Raw genomic sequence first — 21834 nt, 5'->3', positions numbered from 1 at the left:
GCTTTAAATTTAGAGAAAAGTAAACAAAGGTAAACGAATGCAAAAAATAATTTTTACAAGTTCAGTGCCAATAATTGCAGCTTTATTACTATCTGCATGTAATAACAGTGAAAAAACAGAGGTTAACAACTCTCAGGCGCTACCTAAAACAGCAGAAATCATTATAAAAGAACCATCTAAGAACCAGAAAACTGACACTATTTTCCCTAAAAAAGAAAGCAGTCAAGGTATTATGAAAAAAGCATCTAAAAGCATAAATTCATCGGGTGATAAGCTTATTTTTAACTCTGAGCAGTTATTTAAAGGCGACGTTATTTATAATCAGAACTTAAAGCAAAAAGGTGTAGTAACAGGTACTCTTACCATTACATTAAATACCGATACTTTGCCTGATGAGTTAAAAAATAATTATGAGTTAGTTAAGTCGACAGCTCACAATTACACATTACTTGTTGAAAAGGATGTTGATATTGCAGGATTATCTAAAGATCTAAACAATTATAGCTCAGTGAGCAATGTAGAAGTTGCAATTGATTACTCACCTATCGAAACACACTTTTAATCAGCAACAATGCACTTACAACTACCATATTATTAACATGGTAAAGTACTTTGTCAGCACATTTGTAAACTTGGTCTATTTCGTTACTATGCTCAGACCAAGTTGCAATGCCAATAGGAATTATTATAAATCCAATAGTTTACGTATTTATAGACTCAACGGCTTGACGTAATCGCTCTGCTATTTTGCGCACTTTGCTGTTCTTAGGTAAAAAAATACAAATTCTTCTCTACCTAAACGCGCCACAATATTGTCTTTTCAAGATGATTTTTAGTTGAATAGGCAGGTTATTGCATTGCTGATTCTAAAGAGTATAAGTTGTTGATGCTAGTTTATTAGCGTAGGCATAGTTATTTTTAGTGTACGTTTTTAACTGCTCCTTTTGTGCTTGGTAGGTAGAATAAAAGCGACTTACTAAAGTACTAATAAAGGCTGTAATCGTTAAATGAAAAATAAGAAATCGAAGATTAAGGCTATTAATAATTCTTTCGAAAATGAATGCCATCCTAAGTATGAGGCATTCAATACTTGCACCTATAATTGAGCATAAAGCCTGCAATTACACCCTATTAAAAATTTATTACCTAATATCAATAAAGCCAGAAAAAATATAACTTTTCACTAAGTTCAAAACTATAATTTTTCTTCAATTTTTACAATACGTTAATGGTTTTTGTAAAGAAAACCTTCTTTTGCAGTTACTTTAAAAAGTAGTTAAGCTGCATACATTTATCTACTTTTTAGCCTTGGAGTGTGTTTTGCTAAATAAGTGTATTGTACCGTCTATCGTTTTTTTATCTGGGTGTTTAATGCCATTACAATCCTCGCTTGCTAAACCCGTGCTTTCTCTTGAACAACAACTTGGGCAAAAGTTAATACTCGACTTTCGCTACTTTTGCCAGCAAGGAGCAAGTAATAAATGCCGAACTCCAATGACCGAGTTACCTAATGAGCTTGCTACCGCTATTGCTAAATACGATATTGGTGGAATTATTTTATTTTCTGAAAATACCCAATCAATAGAACAAACCATTACGCTTAATAGCCAATTGCAAACAGCTGCAAGTAAATCCAGTAGTAAGCTGCCTCTATTTATATCAATAGATCAAGAAGGCGGACGTGTAGCGCGTTTACCACGCGATGTTGCCACCTCATTTACCGGTAATATGTCGATTGGCGCAACCTACAAAAAACACGGTACGAGCTTTGCGACAAAAACAGCAACTGTTATAGCTAAAGAACTAAACTCGCTGGGTATCAATGTAAACTACGCGCCCACGGTTGATGTAAACATGAACCCCGATAACCCTGTTATTAATGTACGCTCGTTTGGTGAAAACCCAGCATTAGTGAGTAAATTGGGCGCCGCACAGGTTGCAGGATTTGAGAACAACGGTGTTATTACCTCGTTAAAGCACTTTCCAGGCCACGGCGATACAAATGTAGATAGCCATACAGGTTTGCCTAAAGTAAACCATGCAAAAGAAGTTATTTACGAGCAAGACTTAGCACCGTTTAAGCACATTATCGCCAAGCAAAACCCAGGCATGATAATGACGGCGCATATTCAATACCCTGCCCTCGATAGCACAACGTTCATAAGTGTTAATGGCAAAACTATGATAAAACCGGCAACAATGTCGCGTGCAATCATTACTGATATTTTACGTGGTGAGCTTAATTACCAAGGTGTTGTAGTAACTGATGCGCTTGATATGGCTGGCATTAGTAACTTTTTCACACCAACTCAAGCGGTAATAAATACGTTTGCGGCTGGGGCTGACATTGCCCTAATGCCCGTTGAAATTAGAACGCCGGATGATTTAAACAAGCTCGATGACCTTATTAAAGAGCTTGTTGCAGCGGTTAAATCAAACCAACTTGACGAGCAAGAAGTAGCACAATCAGCGATGCGTATAATTACGCTTAAAAATAAATTTAGATTAAGCACTAATTTTGACCCTATTACCGCGCTCATAAATGCAAAGCAAACAATCGGCAGTGCAGCACATCGCGAAATAGAAGCGCAGCTTGCTGTAGAGGCAATAACGCAGGTTAAAAATAATAACAGTACTTTGCCACTTAATTTAAAAGCAGGAAGTAATGTTCATATTATTATGCCAGACACGCGTAAATGTATGGCAATGCAGCAAGCGATTGAAGCTACCAGCCAGCAAAAACTAAACTATAGCTGTAGCAGCCTACAAGGGTTTAACCCTGCACAAGCTAAAACACAAATACACGCTGCTGATGTAGTTATAGCCGGCAATGCAACGCCTAATCAAAGTGCGGTAGAAATTGGCGGTATGGATGATTTAAAAGACGATCCTAATTTTGCACTTAATAATGCAGAGCAACCAAAAGCACTTGAGTCATTATTAAAGATGGCAAAGCAGAGTAATAAAAGCACTGTTTTTATAAGCCTAAGAGCGCCTTACGACATTGCTAAATTTGGCAATTATGCAAATGCTGTACTTGCATCTTACGCATATAATATTGATGTAGATAAAAACGATATTGTGTCTGGTCCCGCTTTTACCGCACTTGCAAAAGTGTTACTAGGAGAAGCACCGGCTAACGGCGTATTACCTGTCACAATAAAACCGCAAAAGGCGCACTAATATGAAACTCAATTGTGATTTAGGCGAAAGCTTTGGCGCGTGGAAAATGGGGCTAGACGATGACGTTATGCCACATATTGATATGGCTAATATTGCGTGTGGGTTCCATGCAGGTGATGCCGACGTAATGACAAACACTCTTGTACTTGCCAAGCAACATAACGTACAAATTGGTGCTCACCCAAGCTACCCAGATAAGCAAGGCTTTGGTCGGCGCTCAATGGTACTTAGCGAAAAAGAGCTTACAAATTGCCTGCATTATCAAATAGCTGCTATTGAGGGCATGGCAAAAGTACAAGGTTTAACACTTAGCTATGTTAAACCGCATGGCGCACTTTATAACGACATGATGGCTGATGAGCAAATATTACAAACCGTTATAAATGCAATTGCCAGGTACCCAATAGATTTGAAACTAATGGTTTTAGCGACTAAAAATGCCAATAAGCACATTCAAATAGCTAAAAGCTCAGGAGTTGATTTAGTACTCGAGGCATTTGCCGACAGACAGTACACCGACGACGGGCATTTAGTGTCACGAACACTTGAGGATAGTGTTCACAATAAAGCTGCATTACTAAAACAAGTAACTCAGCTTTTATCCGATGGCAGCGTGACAACACGAACTGGAAAAAAACTAACGCTCAACGCCCATAGCTTATGCGTACATGGCGACAACGCTGATGGCATAGCGCTTATAAAAGATATAAAAGCCCTGTGTAACTCAGCTAACTAAACTTTTACACAACCTCAAATAGAAGCTGTAAACCCCCTTTACAGCTTTAACTCATAGAGTTAAATAAGAGCTTCATCGCATCCTACTGTTAATTTAATAATCCCTAACATATAACTACTTAGCAAATTAAAAAAGTAACAACAGGGATTAAAATGAAAAAGCTTTTAACACTTAGCCTCATTTTAGGCTGTAGCAATTTAGCCTACGCTGAAACAAATACACTACAACTGCAAGACGTGTTTAATTTAGAATATGCCAATCAAATAGATATAACCGAAGACGGTAAAACTGTTTATTTTGTGCGTAACCGCATGGATATAAAAACAGATCGCAAAGTTGGTAATATTTGGTCTGTTGATTACAAAACCAAACAAATGCAACCGCTAACCTCTGGCGTGCATATGGATTATTCGCCAGTCCTCTCTCCTGATGGTCAACGCCTTGCGTTTATATCAACTCGCGATGGCAGCAGCCAAATATATATAAAATGGCTTAAAACAGGTGCTATGGCAAAAATTAGTAACTTAACGAGTAGTCCACGTTCGATTACATGGAACCCTGATTCTAACCAGCTAATATTTAGCATGTTTGTTCCAAGCGCTAATTCACCGCCAGTGAGCTTACCAGGCAAACCAAAAGGCGCAACCTGGGCAGAACCCGCTAAATTCATCGATAATGTTTATTATCGTTCAGATGGTGGCGGTTATACGCAAAAAGGTTTTAGCCAATTATTTTCCATAGACGCTAACGGTGGTAATGCCAAACAACTCACTCATGATGAGTTTGATAACGCAGGCGATGTAAGTTTTAGTAACGATGGTAAGTCGCTTTATTTTTCTGCGAACAGGCACACAAACAACCAGCTAAAACCCACAAACAATGAAATCTATCAAATCGAGTTAGCCACACAAAATATAACTAAAGTTACTGACCGAAACGGACCTGACGAGCAGCCTAAAGTATCGCCCGATGGTCGTTACTTAGCGTACACAGGTTACGATGATAAACGCACTAACTACGAAAACGCTCAGCTTTATATTCGTGATTTAAAAACAGGTAACACAACTAGCTTAACGCCAGATTTTGATCGTAGCGTAGGTCAAATAAAATGGAGTGCAAACTCCAAAGGCATATACTTTAGCTATGCAGATAAAGGTCAAACTGCCCTCGCCTATCAACCACGCAGCGGCAAGCGTAAAATAATAACAACCCAAATTGGCAGTGTTGCCTTTGGTCGCCCTTATTCTGGTGGCGACTTTGATGTAAGCGAAGATGGCGAAGTAGCCTTTACCCTTGCCGATACTCAGCGCCCTGCTGATATAGCAACAATTAAACGCGGTAACGCGCAGCGTTTAACTACCCTTAATGCAGATGCATTGGGCGACAAAGCTTTGGCTAAAGTGGAAGAAATTTGGATTAAATCAAGTCACGATGAGTTACCTATTCAAGGATGGATTGCTTACCCACCAGAATTTGACCGCAGCAAAAAATATCCGCTAATACTAGAAATACATGGCGGTCCAGTAGCTAATTACGGTCCACACTTTAGCGCTGAAATTCAGCTGTTTGCAGCCAAAGGAAATGTCGTTTTATACATGAACCCACGTGGCAGTGATTCATACGGTAAAGAGTTTGCACAAACTATTCATCATAATTATCCAAGTAACGATTTTGATGACTTAATGACTGGCGTTGATGCGCTAATAGCGAAAGGCTTTATTGACGAGTCTAAATTGTTTGTAACCGGTGGCTCTGGCGGTGGCGTACTAACAGCTTGGATTGTAGGTCATACCGATCGCTTTGCTGCGGCTGTAGTTGCTAAGCCTGTTATTAATTGGATCAGCTTTGTACTAACTGCCGATTTTTACCCGTTTTTTGCTGATTACTGGTTTCCGGGTAAACCGTGGGATCACATCGAGCATTACATGAAGCGCTCGCCTATTAGTTATGTTGGAAACGTTAAAACTCCTACTATGTTGCTCACTGGCGAATCTGACTACCGTACACCAATATCAGAAACTGAGCAGTTTTATCAGGCATTAAAACTACAAGGCGTTGATACTGCAATGGTGCGCATTCCTAATGCATCGCATGGTATTACAGCTCGCCCATCAAACTTAATGACTAAAGTAGCTTATATTCAATGGTGGTTTGATAAACACACTAAATAAACTCTGGGTAATAAATTTATAGCTCAAATAAAAGCCACTTCAAATAAGTGGCTTTTGTATTTACCGCCTTAACATTCAAACTGTAAACCCCCTTTACACTTCTGTGACAGTTAAATATCGGACTTAGCTAAAACTTCAGTTAGTAAAATTTCGGTTTATAGCATTTTTTGTAACTTGAGTTGGTAAAAAATCGGTTTGAGTCACTGTTTATAGCCTATCAGTTAGTAAAATTTTGTTTTATAGCACAGAGAAGTTAGTAAAAAATCGGTTTATAAATTCGCTAAGTTTGCCTATTAAAGCAAAAATCAGTCACTTACCTGCCTTTTAAAGTTGTTGTAAACGCTTTTTACAGCAAAATCACCCCAAATATGCTGTTTTATGAAAGGTTAGTTAAACTCTGATCTGTAAATTCACTCAGGTAGTTAAATAGTGATCCAACATGATTTGGCAAGGGCGTGTTGAACTTTGGTGGGTTAATTTGCAGCAGTATGTTTGGTTTTTAGGCAAGGCGGAGCTTATGTAGTGTGGTTATTCCCCATGAATAGGCGATAACGTAGCATAAATACCAAACATGCGCTGCCCTTTGGGTTCTTTCTAGGGGCGATAAACTCTTTGTTGCTCGGTTTTTACTTAGCCCACTAGGTTACAAACCTCGCGCCGCGATTTAATCGCCCCTAGATTGAACAAATTTCAATCCACAAAGATCAACACGCCCTAGTTAAAGTCTGATCTGTAATTATGCTTCAATGTTCTAACTTTACTTAAAGCAATAAAAAAGGGCCTATTGGCCCTTGAGTAACACTATCTAGTTAGGAATTAAAACTGGTTCATGGTGTTATCTTCACCACCGGCTTTTAGCGCGTTATCACCAGAGAAGTATTCTTTGTGTGTATCGCCCATGTTAGACCCTGCTAGGTCTTGGTGCTTAACAGAAGCTTGCTCACGGCGAATTTCTTGGCGTTGTACATCACGTACATAAGCCAGCATACCCATATCGCCAAAATAACCTTCTGATAAAATATCAGTGCTCAGCGCAGCTGTATGGTACGTAGGCAGAGTAATTAAGTGATGGAAAATACCTGCTTCACGTGCGCCATCGCGCTGGAAGTTTTGCACTAGTAAATCGGCTGCTTGCGCAAGTTCTGTTGCATCCATTTCTGGTGCCATAAGGCCTTTATTGTCGCCAAAGCTTGGGTAAGCACTAAGGTCACGGCCTGCTTCTTCCCACTCTTGATATACTTGCTCACGAAACTTAAGCGTCCAGTTAAACGAAGGCGAGTTGTTGTATACCAGTTTTGCATTTGGCACGTGTTCTTTAACACGATTTACCAGTTCTGCAATTTGCTTAACATGAGGTTTTTCTGTTTCAATCCACAGTAAATCAGCGCCCGACTGCAAGCTCGTAATACAATCTAGTACTACGCGGTCTTTTTCAGTGCCTTCGCGGAATTGAAATAAACCGTTATCTAGGCGAGTTGGTTTACATAACTGGCCATTAATTTTCATTGCTGTGTCGCCTTCATTTAAGTCATCAACACCGTTAATTGGCGTCGTTTCTAAAAATGCATTGTATTGGCTTGCTAAGTCACCTGGTGTTTGCGACACAGGTACTTTTTGAGTAAGGCTTGCACCTAATGAATCTGTACGTGCCACAATAATACCGTTATCAATACCAAGTTCTAAAAAGGCGTAACGTACTGCGTTAATCTTTGCTAAAAAGTCTTCGTGTGGAACGGTAACTTTACCCGCTTGGTGACCACATTGTTTGGCGTCAGATACTTGGTTTTCTATTTGAATGGCACACGCACCGGCTTCAATCATTTTTTTAGCCAGTAAGTAAGTTGCTTCTTCGTTACCAAAACCTGCGTCAATATCAGCAATAATTGGCACAACATGAGTTTCAAAGTTGTCTATTTTATCAATAACAGCTTGAACATCGCCGCCATTCGCTTTTGCTGCATCTAGGTCGTTAAACAAGTGGTCTAGTTCACGTGCATCAGCTTGCTTTAAAAATGTGTAAATTTCTTCAATTAATGCAGGTACTGATGTTTTTTCGTGCATGCTTTGATCTGGCAGCGGACCAAATGCAGAGCGAAGTGCTGCAACCATCCAGCCACTTAAGTATACATAGCTGCGTTTAGTTGTTTTTTGATGGCGCTTAATAGCCATCATCATTTGTTGGGCAGTAAAGCCATGCCAACACCCTAAAGATTGGGTGTACAGGCTTGTGTCGGCGTCATATGCAGCCATATCTTCACGCATAACGTCTGCTGTGTATTGCGCAATTTCAATCCCTGTACGAAAACGGTTTTGTAAACGCATACGGCTTGCGTATTCAGGGTTAATAGCTTTCCATGCGCTGCCTTGTGATTGGCAAAGAGTAGAGAGTGTGTCTGTTTCGCGTTGATATGTTGTCATAATAAAATCCTTCGAACGAGTGTGTAATACCAACCGCATAAATCTTTGATCAATTTAACGAATTAAATTGCACTATAACGTCGTTAAAAATTTTTTATTTAGAATAACTAGATACAAAAATTTTTGCCTAGTTCTAGCGTAATTTTCTTAACGTTAAATAGACCCCATACATAAGCAGATTGGTATAAATTATTTTAATGTTGTGAGAGTGGCTAGGAGTGTGTGCTCCGTTTCGCTTGATTCAACATTAGGCTCCTTTTCTAGATTTAGTAAATTTATAGTTGTTATTGTGGCTATACATTTTGTGAATGGCTAAAAAGCACTCAACATTGCCTTTTTGAGTTATTGTTGCCTTAACGCACAAGCACACAACAACATCGCGACCGTTTAAGGAAGGCAATTATGTCCCACACTCTCACACATTCAGGACTCAGCGTAGACACACAACTCGCTGATTTTGTTAAAAATCAATTACTACCAGGCACTCACTTAAGTGAGCATCAATTTTGGCAAAGCTTTGCACATATAGTTCAAACACTTACCCCTACAAATAAGGCACTGCTTGAAAAACGAGAATTGCTTCAACAGCAAATAGATGACTACCATCTTGCTAATAAAACGTGGGATAGCGTTAAGTACCATGCCTTTTTGCAAGATATTGGCTATTTAGTTAAAGAGCCTGCCAACTTTGAAATTGAAACCCAAAATGTAGAACCCGAAGTAGCCCTTACAGCTGGCCCTCAGTTGGTTGTGCCTGTAAGTAACGCACGCTTTGCACTTAATGCCGCTAACGCACGTTGGGGTTCGTTATACGACGCTTTATACGGTACAGATGTGTTAAGCGAAGACGATGGAGCCGAAAAAGGCAATACCTACAATCCTGTTCGTGGTTTTAAGGTAATGGCCTACGCTCGCCAGTTTTTAGATAAAGCATTGCAGTTAACTAATGGCTCGCATATAGAAAGCACTAATTATTCAGTAGTAGATGGCGCACTTTTAATTACGTTACGTGATAGCTCTCAAACCACATTAGCTGACCCATCTCAGCTTATTGGCTATCAAGGTGAAGCACAAAACCCAATCGTAGTGTTATTAAAAAACAATGATTTACACATAGAGCTACATATCGATCACCACCACATTATTGGCCAAGCAGATAAAGCAGGCTTAAAAGATGTAGTGTTAGAGGCCGCGCTTACAACTATTATGGATTGTGAAGATTCTGTAGCTGCGGTAGATGCAGAAGATAAAGTACAAGTTTATAAAAATTGGCTTGGTTTGATGCAAGGTAAACTAGTTGAATCGTTTAAAAAAGGCGATAAAACTGTAGAGCGCACTCTGCAAAGTGATAAAACATACACCGCACTTGATGGTGGCACCGTTACTTTAAAAGGCCGTAGCATGATGTTTGTTAGAAACGTTGGCCATTTAATGACGAATCCTGCGATTACCGATGTGTACAATCAACCGGTATTTGAAGGCATTATGGATGCGATGTTTACTGCCACCGCTGCCCTGCACGACCTAAATAAAAAAACAGGTATTAAAAATACCAGCGCGCAAAGTATTAATATAGTAAAACCAAAAATGCATGGCCCTGAAGAGGTAGCGTTTACTAACACTTTATTTAGCTTAGTAGAGGAAGCGCTAAGCTTACCTAAAAACACGCTTAAAATGGGTATTATGGATGAAGAACGCCGTACTTCTGTAAACCTAAAAGCCTGTATTTATGCAGCCAAAGAGCGTGTTGTATTTATAAATACTGGATTTTTAGACCGAACAGGCGATGAAATTCATACCTCTATGCAAGCGGGCGTTGTGCTTCCAAAAGCACAGATTAAGCAGCAATCATGGATACAAGCTTATGAGGATCGCAACGTCGATATTGGCCTTGCTTGTGGCTTAAGTCATAAAGCACAAATAGGTAAAGGCATGTGGCCAATGCCAGATAAAATGGTATTAATGATGGAGCAAAAACAAGCGCATCCTAAATCAGGCGCTAATACAGCATGGGTGCCCTCCCCTACAGCCGCTACCCTACATGCAATGCATTATCACGATATAAACGTATTTACTGAGCAGCAAAGTATAGCTAAACGTACTATTGCGAGCCTTAATGACCTGCTTACACCGCCGCTAATGACAGACCCTAAAACGCTTTCAAAAGAAGATATTCAAAGCGAGCTTGAAAACAACGCACAAGGCATTTTAGGTTACGTTGTACGTTGGATTGATCAAGGCGTTGGCTGCTCAAAAGTACCCGACATTAACCATATCGGGCTAATGGAAGACAGAGCAACACTGCGTATTTCAAGCCAGCATATGGCTAATTGGTTGCTAAATGGCGTGTGTTCACAGGCGCAAATAAAATCAACAATGGCTAAAATGGCCAAAGTAGTTGATGGTCAAAACGAGCACGACACTGCGTATACACCCATGGCAATAAACGAAGAAACCCTTAATAACAGCATTGCGTTTCAAGCTGCACTTGCACTGGTTTTGGAGGGTGTAACACAACCTAGTGGTTACACTGAACCACTACTACATAGCTACCGTATAAAATATAAGGCACAAAAAACGAATACGCTTTAACCGCTTAAGCAAAGTTCAGATTAAGTGCTAAACCAGCTTTTAAGCTGGTTTTTTATCGCCTAAAATTAGAATAACATCACTTTTAAGGCATTTTAAAGGTATATAGATAATACACATGAATATCTAACATTTATTCAAACGTAAAAAAGCGTGTTTTGCATACACAAAACACGCTTTTTAAAGCTTTAGCTAATTAAATCTAATTTTTTACAATGGCATTGTGATAAATATTTTGTACATCGTCACAATCTTCAAGCATATTTATAAACTTATCAAAGTTAGCAATAACTTCTTCGTCTTCAATTTCAATATTAACTTGAGGAATAAACGTAATTTCGTCTACTTCAAAGTTAATGCCTTCAAATGCGTCTTCAAGGGCAGTTTTAGCTTTAAAGTATTCTGTTGGCGGTGCAAATACCGATATTTTACCGTCCTCGGCTTCAACATCGCTAACATCAACATCAGCCATCATTAATGCTTCTAATACTATTTCGTCGTCATCACCCGCAAAGCCAAGTACCGCATAATGATCAAACATATGTGCTACGCAGCCAGGAGTACCAATTTTTGAGTCTGTTTTAGTAAATGGCAAACGTACATCTTTGATAGTACGGTTCGGATTGTCAGTTAAACAGTCAACTATAACCATGCAATTACCAGGACCATAGCCTTCGTAACGGGCAACAGAGTAATCTTCCCCTGCGCCACCGGCTGCTTTTTCAATTGCTTTATCGATAACGTGCGCGGGTACTTGGTCTTTTTTAGCTTTTTCGATTAGACGGCGTAGTGTTTGATTTACTTCGGGATCGGGATCGCCACTTTTTGCTGCAACGTAAATCTCTTTACCATACTTTGAGTTTACTTTTGTTTTTGCATTGGCTGTTTTGATCATAGAACTTTGACGAACTACAAATGCTCTGCCCATTTTGTGCCCCTAATGAATACGTTACGTTTTGCGGTATTTTACCAATTCAAAACGTATTGGGCTAGGAACAAACGTTATTTTGTAATTTAAATAACGTAGCACTTATTCTTAAATAAATTTAATAGTACGCTATTTAACATAACTCTATTTTTTCAGAATAACTCTCAACTAATGTCACTAATTCAACAAAGTCATGTAAAACGTAATCTGCCTGATCGGCATAAGCAGGCGTTGACTCTGGAGCGTATAAACACGCGCGCATATTTGCATTGTGCGCAGCTTGAATGTCGTAAAGGTAATCGCCTACATAAAGTAAATTTCTGGCGTTAATGTTCCAAAGTGTAGCAATGGCATTTAAAGCGCTGGGATCTGGCTTTGCTGGGGCATCGCTTCGCGTTAAAACTGTGCTGATAGGGAGTGGATTATTTTGTAATTTAATTGCCGCTGCTTTATCAAAATTGCGAGTAACAATCGCCATCGGAATATTTTTAGACTTTAAAGCATGAATAGCTTCACTCACACCAGGTAATATACTGGCATGTTGTGCATCTATTAATTCGTGTTGGTGAACTATATTCATTGCCTCTTCACGCATATACGGTGAGGGCAACTGAGCGATGTAATCAAGTAAGTCTTGCTCGCAAGGGCAACCTATTTGGGCCTTTATTAATGCAAAATCTAATTCTGATGAAACCAATGTTCCATCTAAATCAAAAATCACTCCAAAAATAGCCTCAACCTGAGTAGTCATATCATTCCCTGAATTTAGTTATTACTAAATGAAATTTAAACATAAAATTCTCTACTGCTTATGCCCTAGGCCGGTAAATACAAAGGGATAAATGAAACTAACTATATTTAAATATTAATACGCACCATTATCAATCTATTGATAACAAAGTAATTTAAGTGCTTGATATATCATGCGCAAAAAAAGGTAAATATACAAATTGAACTCACAAATTTTACGTAAATTTACAAATAACAGATCAAACATGAACGCAGTTTAAACGTATGAAGAAAACGCGCACATAAACTGCTGTGCGCGTCGGTTGGGGAAGTTTTAAATATTAATTTTGCTCAAAGCGGGCTTCGAGCCAAGTATTATCTTGAGCAAAGTTTAAAGTTTTAATCTTACCTTTGCCCTCAACGTTTACCATATTTACCTGAGATGGCCATAAATCACGAAGTGCGCCATTACTCATTTTAATTCCTTCAATGTTTTCAGGAATTGGTGCTTCTTGGTAAACCCAAAAAAACTTACCATCAACTTGTGCTCCCACAAAGTTAAGTGGTAAAGGTTCACCACTTAACGTTTGTAGAGCAACATGCGATTCAACATACTTAGCAAAACGTTGTTGGTCGGCTTTATTACTAATAATATCAATTTTGCCTTTAAACAATGTTCCTACGGCGTGTTCGGTATCATGTAAATAAAAGCGATGCATTAATTCAACATTATGCGTTCGTTTATTAAAAAGCACGGTTGTAACTGACGATTTTAGTTGATGCGCCATACTTGGCGCAGCAACTAAAAGGCAAACAATAATAAGCAAAAAGCGCATTATTGCTGCTCCTCACCGTCATCCTTTTCGTCTTTCTTCTCATCAGTTTTAAGCTCAGTTTTAATATCTTGCATGATATCGCGACTTACTTTAGCTTTACTCTTTTCCTTTTTAAACACTTCAATACGTGAAGGAATAATACGACGAGGGTAGTTATTGTTTTCAACATCTACGTCAGCTGTTTCCCAGCCTGGGTCAACAGTAACTGATACAAGCGGTTTGTTTTTATCGGTAACAATCAGCTTTTGAACGTTTTTATAATTACGACGCCAAATTTCAGCAGGAATATAGCGCTCTTCTTTAGTGCCATCTTCATATGTTAGCTCTAATAAAATAGGCATTACCAAACCACCAAGGTTTGAAAATTCCATAACGTAATAGTTTTTATCTTCTTCTAAAGCACGCTCAAGCGTTTTACGCTCCCACGGCTCTAAGCCTTTTAAAAACTTATTGTACGAGTTACGTTCTTTATTGGTTACAGTAAAACGGTCGTTTTCGTCATAAAAATCGGTAACATCAGAGTTTTTCTCAACCCATGTTTTTTTACCTTGTGCGCGGTTACGCTCAACAAATAATGAAGTAGGTTTGTCTGCTTCAATATCACGTAAACGGCTGTAATCAATATCAGGGTTTTTAGTGTCTAAACGTAGTTGATATACTTTATCTAAAGAGATATCTACATGGTCTGTGGTGTAAAACCAGCCACGCCAAAACCAATCTAAATCAACACCAGAGGCTTCTTCCATTGTACGGAAAAAATCAGCTGGAGTAGGGCGCTTGTATTTCCAGCGCTGAGCATACTCTTTAAATGCAAAGTCGAATAAGTCACGACCTAAAATTACTTCACGTAAAATATTAAGGGCTGCTGCAGGTTTAGTATAAGCATTAGGACCTAAGCGTAATACACTGTCTGACTGAGTCATAACAGGTACTTGGTTTTCAGACTTCATGTAGCTCACTATATCGCGAGGCTCAACACCCCAAGGAATAGTAGGATCCCATTCACGACCAGCAACGCCATCTAAAAAGCTATTTAAGCCTTCATCCATCCACGTCCATTGGCGCTCATCTGAGTTAACAATCATTGGAAAGTAAATATGACCCACTTCATGAATAACTACGCCAAGTAAAAAGCGCTTTTCAGCTTGAGAATAAGTACGTGTACCATCATCTTGTAACTTAGTACGCGGGCCGTTAAAGGTAATCATTGGGTATTCCATACCGCCAACAGGGCCATTTACCGATTGCGCAGTTGGGTATGGGTAGTCAAAAGAATACTTAGAGTACACTTCCATTGTGTGTACTACCGCTTCAGTTGAGTACTTCTCCCATAAGTCACCACCTTCTTTAGGGAAGAACGACATTGCCATAACTAAAGGTTGAACGTCACCACCTTGCTGATAACCCTTTGCATCCCACATAAACTTACGAGACGACGCCCAAGCAAAGTCACGTACGTTTTGCGCTTTAAAGTGCCACGTTTTAGTTTTGTCGGTGCCTTCTTTTTCGTTTTCTAGCGCTTCTTCTGCGTTAACAATAAACACAGGACGCTTAGATGTTTCGGCTTGCTTTAAACGTTTACGCTGAGTACTTGTAAGTACTTTGCTCGCGTTATCAAGTTTACCTGTTGCCGATACAATGTGATCTGCCGGAACAGTAATCTCAACATCGTAATCACCAAACTCAAGCGTAAACTCACCTGAGCCTAAAAACGGCTTGTTTGTCCATGCTTCGTAATCGGTATAAGCCGCTAAACGAGGAAACCACTGAGCAATTAAGAATATGTCGTTGCCGTCCTCTTCAAAGTGCTCGTAACCAGAACGTGCACCCACTGCATCTTCTTCAACAATGTTGAAGGCAAAGTTCATGCTAAATTCTACTTCTTTACCTGGTTTTAATGGCTCGTTTAAATCGATGCGCATTAAGGTATCAACTACGGTTACGCGTAGCTCTTTACCATCGTCATCTTTTACGCCACTGATTGTATAACCCAGTTCGTTGTCGCTCATAAATTGCTGACGACGTAATTCACCTAAACTTAATTTAGCGGGCTTTTGAGCTGGTAGGCTTTCTAAAGTGCTTTTAAACGTTTTAGTTGTTTCGGCAATAGAATCACTTTTAAAAATATTTTGATCTAACTGTAACCATAAATATTTAAGCGTATGTGGTGAGTTATTTTTATATTCAATGCTTTGGCTACCGGTAATGCGGTGCTTTTTTTCATCTAACTTCACATCAATATCGTAATTTACACGTTGCTGCCAGTATTTTTCACCTGGTTCGCCAGCGGCACTACGATAAACATTGGGTGTAGGAAGTGCTTCGTCTAATTGACGAAATTTATCAACAAAAGAACCTTTTGTTTGCTCAACCGAAGACGCCATAGCTGCACTCGATATTGCGAACGGCAATACAAAAGCACTTAGCGTAAGACCTATTTTTTTCATTGTTAGTCCTAATATAATTTTGTGAGCGTACTTTGACAAATATACCAGTTAGCTTCAATAAATTAGCGACCAAGTACCGTATTTTTAGGGTGATGTTCACTTAGTTTTTTAGATTGAAAAATACAATTATTTTGTAACAAAATACGAACAGATAAAAACTGTAAAGGGGGTTTACAAAATTGGGTTTTAATAATGGTTTTGATCAGTTAAATACAAAGTCCCAGAACTTAAAAAAATATCATTCACTTTATATATATTGCTAAAAAAGTATTGCTTTGGTATTACCAGGTAAACCATTAATCCTACGTATAAGTATTACTAATTCGAAACAAGTAAAATGGCCTAAAAGCCCACTCTACTGAACAAAAACACAGTGAAAACGAGTAAATAATTGGCTCAAATATTGCCGAACTCCATTAATATTCGCTATTTGTACGATAAATGACAAATAGTGTAATTTTAGGTTGATCTTTAGTGCTGTTTATATTTAAAATCGCCAACCTTTTTATTTGAGGCAAATAAATTCGTCACATTTATCCTCAAATTAATATCGATTACTAGCAAGAAATGCGGTGGGCTTATGGATTTTTACATCCTAAAAAAACAACAAGAACTAATTGCGATTCCAGCAAGTGAGAATAACTGTAAGCAGTATCTCGATTCGGGTTATTTTTATATCGATAAAGTAGCAGCGTGCAACGAAACTAATGCACTAAAGGCGCTACACGCAAAACAAACTAAAACGTTAAAAATTCCATTATTAATGGCACTTTTAGCATTACCGGTTGTTTTTTCAGCTTGGTACAGTTTAACCTAACGTAATGCATGCCTTAGGCTTGCATCTTTAACAGCCTTGGGTATATTGGCGCTCTTACGGTTTTATTAAGAGCGCGACATGAAAGTCCTCCACACCTCAGATTGGCACCTTGGCCAACAATTTTACGAACACGATCGCCGTGTTGAACATCAAGCTTTTTTTACATGGTTATTAGCCACTCTTGTTGAACAACAAATAGACTTACTTTTAGTTGCTGGCGACATTTATCATACAGCGACTCCAAGTGCTAGCGCTGAAAATCAGCTTTATCAATTTATTAAAGACGCCAAAAAAGCATGCCCACTATTACACGTAGTGATTATTGCGGGTAACCACGACTCTGCAAATCGTATTTTGGCAGCTCAGCCATTACTTGCACAGTTTGATACTCACGTAGTAGGGCGCTTTGATGTCGCAACACCCGATGAAACTGTTATTACCATAAATACCAATGGTAAACGCGCTGTAATCGTCGCTATGCCATTTTTACGCGCAAGTGATGTAAGTTTACTTAGCCAAACCGAAAACGGTCCTAGTTATGCTCAAGGCGTTTCAAAAGCTTACGAACTTGCACTAGAGCAAGCTACTAATATAAACGAGCAAAACTCACCATTAATAGTTATGGGGCATTTACACGCAAAGGGCGGGGACATCTCAAGTGATTCTGAGCGTAACTTAGTAATAGGTGGTGAAGAGTCTATTTCAGCCAATGTATTTGGTAAACAAGCCAACTACGTTGCCCTTGGGCACTTACACAAAGCGCAACAAGTCGCTAAAAGTGATGTTATTCGCTACAGCGGCACACCTATCCCTATGTCGTTTTCAGAACGTAACTACACGCACCAAGTAAATGTTGTTGAGTTTATTATTGATGAAAAACAACATATTAGTACAACTGTAAACCCCCTTTACATTCCGCGCTCTGCCGATGTAATTATTTTACCAAAAGGGGAGTGTGTACCATTAAGCGAACTATGCGAGCAAATTAAAGCGCTCGACACTGCACAAAATACAATAGCGCCTTATTTACGTGTAAAGCTTAAATCAAGCGATACCGACACAACATTCAGAGAACAAATAGAACAAGCACTTGAAGGTAAGCATATTAAATTTTGTGGTATTGAACGTGTACGTGAGCAATCAGCGCAAAATGACGACAACACCGTATTTGAAGATTTAAGCGAAGTTGAAATGCTCAATCCACTAAACCTATTAGAACAAGCGTTCGCAAACGATAAAGACATGGCAGGGCAAAGCGTACCCGATGAGCTAAAAGCACTTTTAAGTGACGTGATAAACGAGCTTACGGAGCAAGAACAACTATGAAAATAACCGCAGTTCGTATTCATAATTTAGCCTCAATAGTTGACGCTGAAATAGACTTTACTAAAGCCCCATTAAAAGATGCAGGATTATTTGCGATAACAGGCGATACTGGCGCTGGTAAAAGTACCTTTTTAGATGCCATTTGTTTAGCCCTTTATACAAAAACAGCGAGGCTGCGCGGTGATAAAGGTAACTTAATTGAGTTTAACGGCGACAGCATTAAGCTTAATGATGCGCGAAACTTGCTACGCAGAGGTACATGGGAAGGCTACGCCGAGGTCGACTTTTTAGGACAAGATAAACAGCTTTATCGTGCGCGCTATACAATTGCACGAACCCATAAAAAAGTAACAGGCAAACTTAAAGTAGCAGAGCACACTTTAGTAACCCTGCCAGACGAAACCCTTATAGCTGACAAAAGCCACACAATAAAAGAAGTCGAGAGCAAAATAGGGCTTAACTTTGAGCAGTTCTCCCGTGCCGTACTTTTAGCGCAACATGAGTTTGCTGCATTTTTAAAAGCCACTGGCGATGAGCGAGCGCAACTTTTAGAGTGCTTAACAGGTACCGATAAATTTAGCCGTATTGGCGTGCGTATTTTTGAACGTCATAAAGAGCAAGTAGCAAAGCTTGAAGCGCTTAAAGCTGGTCTTGAAAGCTATACTTTGTTAACCCCAGAAGAACTTGAGCTACAACAAACCAAGTTAACCGATTTAAAAGCGCAAACCGAACACACTAAAAAAGAGCTATCCAAAACCGAAAAAGCACTTAACTGGTATCAGCAAGCTACAGTACTTGAGCAAAACTTACTGCAAGCACAGCAAACCCAGCAACAAGCAAGCTCAGCGCTTGAAAGTATCGTTGAGCAAAGCGAGCAGGCAAAACAAGCTAAACAAGCGCTTGAAATAAAAGATAACCGCAGCCGTTTTAATTTGTTAACCGATCAAAATACGGCGTTGGATCAGCAAATAATATCGCTTAAAAGTGTTGATCATTTAGCGGTAATTAACGAGCGTAATACCGCGCTTACTAAGCATACCGAGCTGCTTAATAACGCCAATGAGCAAAAACAAAATGCAGCGCCCGTTATAGCTAAAGCGCGAGAGCTCGACAGCAACATTGCCTTGCAAACTCAAGCTGTAAAAGGTACTGAGTCGCAAATAACCAAAGAGCAATCTCAGTTTGATGAGCTCAAACAACAGCTTAAACAAAGCAATAATGAGCTTGATCTCGCTAATACCGACTCAGCTAAAAGCCAGCAATGGCTTAATGAGCATGCACAGCTGCATGTTTTAGCAAAAGACTGGAGCTACTATCAGCAAAGTTTTAATACCTACTTAAATGCACAGCAGCAATTAACCGCAAACCTTACGCAAAGCCAAACTCTTAATAGCGAGCTTGCAAATCAGAGCGATCTTTTAAATACGCAAAATAATAAAGTGCAGCAGTGCGAGGAGGCACTTAGTGGTGAGCAATCAACTTTACAGGCATTAAATACTCAGCTTAATGAATTTAATGCAGAGCACTGCGACGCGCAGCTAAAAAGTATTGATTACTTAAAAGAGCAGCGAGAGCGCTACGGGCAATTTAACGCAGAACTAAAACAAAGCACTCAACGCCAACAAGTACTTAATCAGCAGTTAAATGAAAGCCAGCAAGCCCATGCTTTACTTAATCAGCATTTAATAACCAGCGAGCAAGCGCTTAAAGGTAGCGAGTACGCACTTAACCAAGCGCGCTTAAGAGCCAGCGAAAACGTAGAACATTTACGCACAGAGCTTCGCCCTAATGAGCCTTGTTTAGTGTGCGGTGCAACTGAGCACCCGTATGCGGTAAATCAAAATCAGCAATTAAATAACTTAATTATTGATTTTGAAAATGCTTTTAATGCCGCTAAAAAGCAATTTGACCATGCACAAAGCGAGCTGCATAAGCATCAAACTCAACATGCCGTATTAACTGCTGAACACGGACAACTTGAGCAAATAATACAAACAGCAAAAGCTAAACAGCTCGACATTAAAAATACCATGCAAGGCGCACGCACCGAGCTTAACGACTTAACGCCTGATCAGCTTGAAGTAACTTATAAGCAATTAAACGATCAGAAAGCGCAATACTTTGAGCAGCAAAAACGCCAACGTACACTGCAAACTAAAGTAAATGAGCTACTAGCAGCACTTAAAGCTGAGCAGCAAGCACAGCAGCAGCTTAGTAATAAACACCTTGAGCTTACACATCAGCAAAACCAAATAACGAGTAAACATAGCGAACTAAGTGCGCAAATTAACGAGCTCGGTACAACGCTCAATAGCCAATTTGAAAACAGTGATTTTTGGCAGCAACTACAAACCAATGCGCTTGAACTTAACCAGCTGCACGAGCAGGTTACGCAGTATCAGCAAACTCAAACGCAACTTGAGCAAAGCCAAAAGCGTCAAGACACAGCTAATGAGCAAATAAAGCAGCTCACACCGCTTATAAGTAACAACGAGCAATCGTTAAAAGTACTTAATGAAGAGTTTGTAAAAGCTAAAGAGCTATTAGACGCTGTACAAATTGAGCGCTCAGCTTTATTTAATAATGAGCAAATAAGTGCAGACGACTACCAAGCAAAACTCACAAGTGAGCAAGAGCAAAAACAATCGCAGGTTCAAGCGAGTCAAAAAGCCTACGACGACGCGATAAAACAACGAGATGGGCACGCTATAACGCTTAAAAATGTAGAGCAACGCTTACTTGAAAGCAGCCAAGAATTAGCAACACTTGAAGCACGTTATAACCAGTGGTTTACTGACTTTAAAGCGCAATACAGCAATACAACGCACGAACAGGTCAAAATTTTACTAACGCTTAGTAGCGAGACTATTAAAGCGCATTTAACTCAGCACGAGCAGTTAACTCAAGCGCTAACAGATGCAAACGCCGCATTAAAACAGCAGCAACTTACTCTTGAAAAACACAACAGTAGCGATAAACCAACGCAAAGTGCAGAGGTTTCAAATACTCAACTAAGTAGCTTAAACGAGCAACAAACGCAGCTGCAAAATTCATTACTAGCAACTAATACCGCTATTGAGCAACACAACCAAAACGCAAAAGCGCTTGAAGGTAAGCAGGCTGAGTTAACTAAACTTAAAACGCTGGTTGAACAGTGGCATTTGCTTAATAAAGTCTTGGGTGATGCAACGGGTAAAACCATGCGTAACTTAGCGCAAACACAAACGTTAAAAATATTACTGCATTATGCCAACAGCCATTTAAAAACGCTCAATAAACGCTACGAATTAACCGCCATAGCGCAAACACTCGACATTGCAATTATTGACCGCGACATGGCCGACGAGCAACGCTCTGTTAATACACTCTCAGGCGGGGAGTCATTTTTAGTATCGCTCGCACTTGCACTTGGTTTAGCATCGCTTTCGTCAAACAAAGTACAAATCAATTCTTTGTTTATTGACGAAGGGTTTGGTACGTTAGACAGCGAAACCCTAAGCATTGCAATGGACGCTTTGGATTCTTTGCAAGCACAAGGCAGAAAAGTAGGCGTTATATCGCACGTAACACAAATGAGCGAGCGTGTAGCCACTCAAGTGCATGTAGCCAAAAAGCCAGGTGGATATTCCACAGTTGAAGTTTTATAAGCAACAT

13 protein-coding genes are annotated in these 21834 nt (G+C 39.5%); 8 read left to right on the top strand and 5 right to left on the bottom strand.

Annotated elements, in window-relative coordinates:
• The first annotated feature begins 37 nt into the window (after nt 1-37).
• The 4 genes from CXF76_RS09745 (at nt 38) to CXF76_RS09725 (ending at nt 6090) form a co-directional block, all read left to right on the top strand.
• Nucleotides 38-562, top strand: coding sequence for a hypothetical protein (locus tag CXF76_RS09745; protein ID WP_024591569.1), 525 nt, complete (start codon nt 38-40; stop codon nt 560-562).
• 809 nt (nt 563-1371) lie between these two features.
• A complete protein-coding gene (locus CXF76_RS09735) occupies nt 1372-3183 on the top strand; it encodes a glycoside hydrolase family 3 protein (RefSeq protein WP_101163547.1) in 1812 nt (603 codons plus the stop codon).
• 1 nt (nt 3184) lies between these two features.
• Complete coding sequence (locus tag CXF76_RS09730) at nt 3185-3919, top strand: 5-oxoprolinase subunit PxpA (RefSeq protein ID WP_101163546.1); 735 nt, start codon at nt 3185-3187, stop codon at nt 3917-3919.
• A gap of 152 nt (nt 3920-4071) precedes the next feature.
• Nucleotides 4072-6090, top strand: a complete 2019-nt coding sequence (locus tag CXF76_RS09725) for a S9 family peptidase (protein WP_101163545.1) — start codon at nt 4072-4074, stop codon at nt 6088-6090.
• An 816-nt stretch (nt 6091-6906) separates the two neighbouring features.
• Here CXF76_RS09725 and CXF76_RS09720 read toward each other — a convergent pair.
• On the bottom strand, nt 6907-8508 hold the full coding sequence (locus tag CXF76_RS09720; protein ID WP_024591564.1) for an isocitrate lyase: 1602 nt from the start codon (nt 8506-8508) through the stop codon (nt 6907-6909).
• Between the two features lie 402 nt (nt 8509-8910).
• On the opposite strand from CXF76_RS09720, the gene CXF76_RS09715 reads away from it, so the two are divergent.
• On the top strand, nt 8911-11100 hold the full coding sequence (locus CXF76_RS09715) for a malate synthase G (RefSeq protein ID WP_101163544.1): 2190 nt from the start codon (nt 8911-8913) through the stop codon (nt 11098-11100).
• A 199-nt stretch (nt 11101-11299) separates the two neighbouring features.
• Here the strand turns inward: CXF76_RS09715 and CXF76_RS09710 are convergent, their stop codons facing one another.
• The 4 genes from CXF76_RS09710 to CXF76_RS09695 all read right to left on the bottom strand — a co-directional run bounded on the left by CXF76_RS09710 (nt 11300) and on the right by CXF76_RS09695 (nt 16037).
• On the bottom strand, nt 11300-12025 hold the full coding sequence (locus tag CXF76_RS09710; RefSeq protein WP_024591562.1) for a YebC/PmpR family DNA-binding transcriptional regulator: 726 nt from the start codon (nt 12023-12025) through the stop codon (nt 11300-11302).
• A 133-nt stretch (nt 12026-12158) separates the two neighbouring features.
• Entirely contained in the window at nt 12159-12776 is a 618-nt protein-coding gene (locus CXF76_RS09705; protein WP_007583617.1) for an HAD family hydrolase, read from the bottom strand.
• 319 nt (nt 12777-13095) lie between these two features.
• Nucleotides 13096-13590, bottom strand: coding sequence for a DUF6702 family protein (locus CXF76_RS09700; protein ID WP_101163543.1), 495 nt, complete (start codon nt 13588-13590; stop codon nt 13096-13098).
• Nucleotides 13590-16037 (bottom strand): M1 family metallopeptidase, encoded by a 2448-nt coding sequence (locus CXF76_RS09695; RefSeq protein ID WP_024592705.1) that lies wholly within the window; start codon nt 16035-16037, stop codon nt 13590-13592. Before CXF76_RS09695 ends, CXF76_RS09700 begins: the two co-directional genes overlap by 1 nt.
• A 580-nt stretch (nt 16038-16617) precedes the next feature.
• On the opposite strand from CXF76_RS09695, the gene CXF76_RS09690 reads away from it, so the two are divergent.
• From CXF76_RS09690 to CXF76_RS09680, 3 genes are all read left to right on the top strand, one after another.
• Nucleotides 16618-16854, top strand: coding sequence for a hypothetical protein (locus tag CXF76_RS09690; RefSeq protein ID WP_002959190.1), 237 nt, complete (start codon nt 16618-16620; stop codon nt 16852-16854).
• 78 nt (nt 16855-16932) lie between these two features.
• Nucleotides 16933-18180, top strand: coding sequence for an exonuclease SbcCD subunit D C-terminal domain-containing protein (locus CXF76_RS09685; RefSeq protein ID WP_024591559.1), 1248 nt, complete (start codon nt 16933-16935; stop codon nt 18178-18180).
• Complete coding sequence (locus tag CXF76_RS09680) at nt 18177-21827, top strand: AAA family ATPase (protein WP_101163542.1); 3651 nt, start codon at nt 18177-18179, stop codon at nt 21825-21827. The genes CXF76_RS09685 and CXF76_RS09680 overlap by 4 nt, the downstream gene beginning before the upstream one ends.
• Nucleotides 21828-21834: the final 7 nt, after the last annotated feature.

It is taken from the genome of Pseudoalteromonas sp. 78C3 (genome assembly GCF_002836695.1).
GTDB classification, from domain to species: Bacteria; Pseudomonadota; Gammaproteobacteria; order Enterobacterales; family Alteromonadaceae; genus Pseudoalteromonas; species Pseudoalteromonas arctica.
The sequence above is the reverse complement of the archived record's forward strand: the minus strand, read 5'-3'. Positions and strand labels throughout refer to the sequence as shown.

Excerpts from the sequence above, each read along its gene's own strand:
- CXF76_RS09745 (WP_024591569.1), top strand. The coding sequence starts at position 38 with ATGCAAAAAATAATTTTTACAAGTTCAGTGCCAATAATTGCAGCTTTA.
- CXF76_RS09735 (WP_101163547.1), top strand. The coding sequence starts at position 1,372 with ATGCCATTACAATCCTCGCTTGCTAAACCCGTGCTTTCTCTTGAACAA.
- CXF76_RS09730 (WP_101163546.1), top strand. The coding sequence starts at position 3,185 with ATGAAACTCAATTGTGATTTAGGCGAAAGCTTTGGCGCGTGGAAAATG.
- CXF76_RS09725 (WP_101163545.1), top strand. The coding sequence starts at position 4,072 with ATGAAAAAGCTTTTAACACTTAGCCTCATTTTAGGCTGTAGCAATTTA.
- CXF76_RS09720 (WP_024591564.1), bottom strand. The coding sequence starts at position 8,508 with ATGACAACATATCAACGCGAAACAGACACACTCTCTACTCTTTGCCAA.
- CXF76_RS09715 (WP_101163544.1), top strand. The coding sequence starts at position 8,911 with ATGTCCCACACTCTCACACATTCAGGACTCAGCGTAGACACACAACTC.
- CXF76_RS09710 (WP_024591562.1), bottom strand. The coding sequence starts at position 12,025 with ATGGGCAGAGCATTTGTAGTTCGTCAAAGTTCTATGATCAAAACAGCC.
- CXF76_RS09705 (WP_007583617.1), bottom strand. The coding sequence starts at position 12,776 with ATGACTACTCAGGTTGAGGCTATTTTTGGAGTGATTTTTGATTTAGAT.
- CXF76_RS09700 (WP_101163543.1), bottom strand. The coding sequence starts at position 13,590 with ATGCGCTTTTTGCTTATTATTGTTTGCCTTTTAGTTGCTGCGCCAAGT.
- CXF76_RS09695 (WP_024592705.1), bottom strand. The coding sequence starts at position 16,037 with ATGAAAAAAATAGGTCTTACGCTAAGTGCTTTTGTATTGCCGTTCGCA.
- CXF76_RS09690 (WP_002959190.1), top strand. The coding sequence starts at position 16,618 with ATGGATTTTTACATCCTAAAAAAACAACAAGAACTAATTGCGATTCCA.
- CXF76_RS09685 (WP_024591559.1), top strand. The coding sequence starts at position 16,933 with ATGAAAGTCCTCCACACCTCAGATTGGCACCTTGGCCAACAATTTTAC.
- CXF76_RS09680 (WP_101163542.1), top strand. The coding sequence starts at position 18,177 with ATGAAAATAACCGCAGTTCGTATTCATAATTTAGCCTCAATAGTTGAC.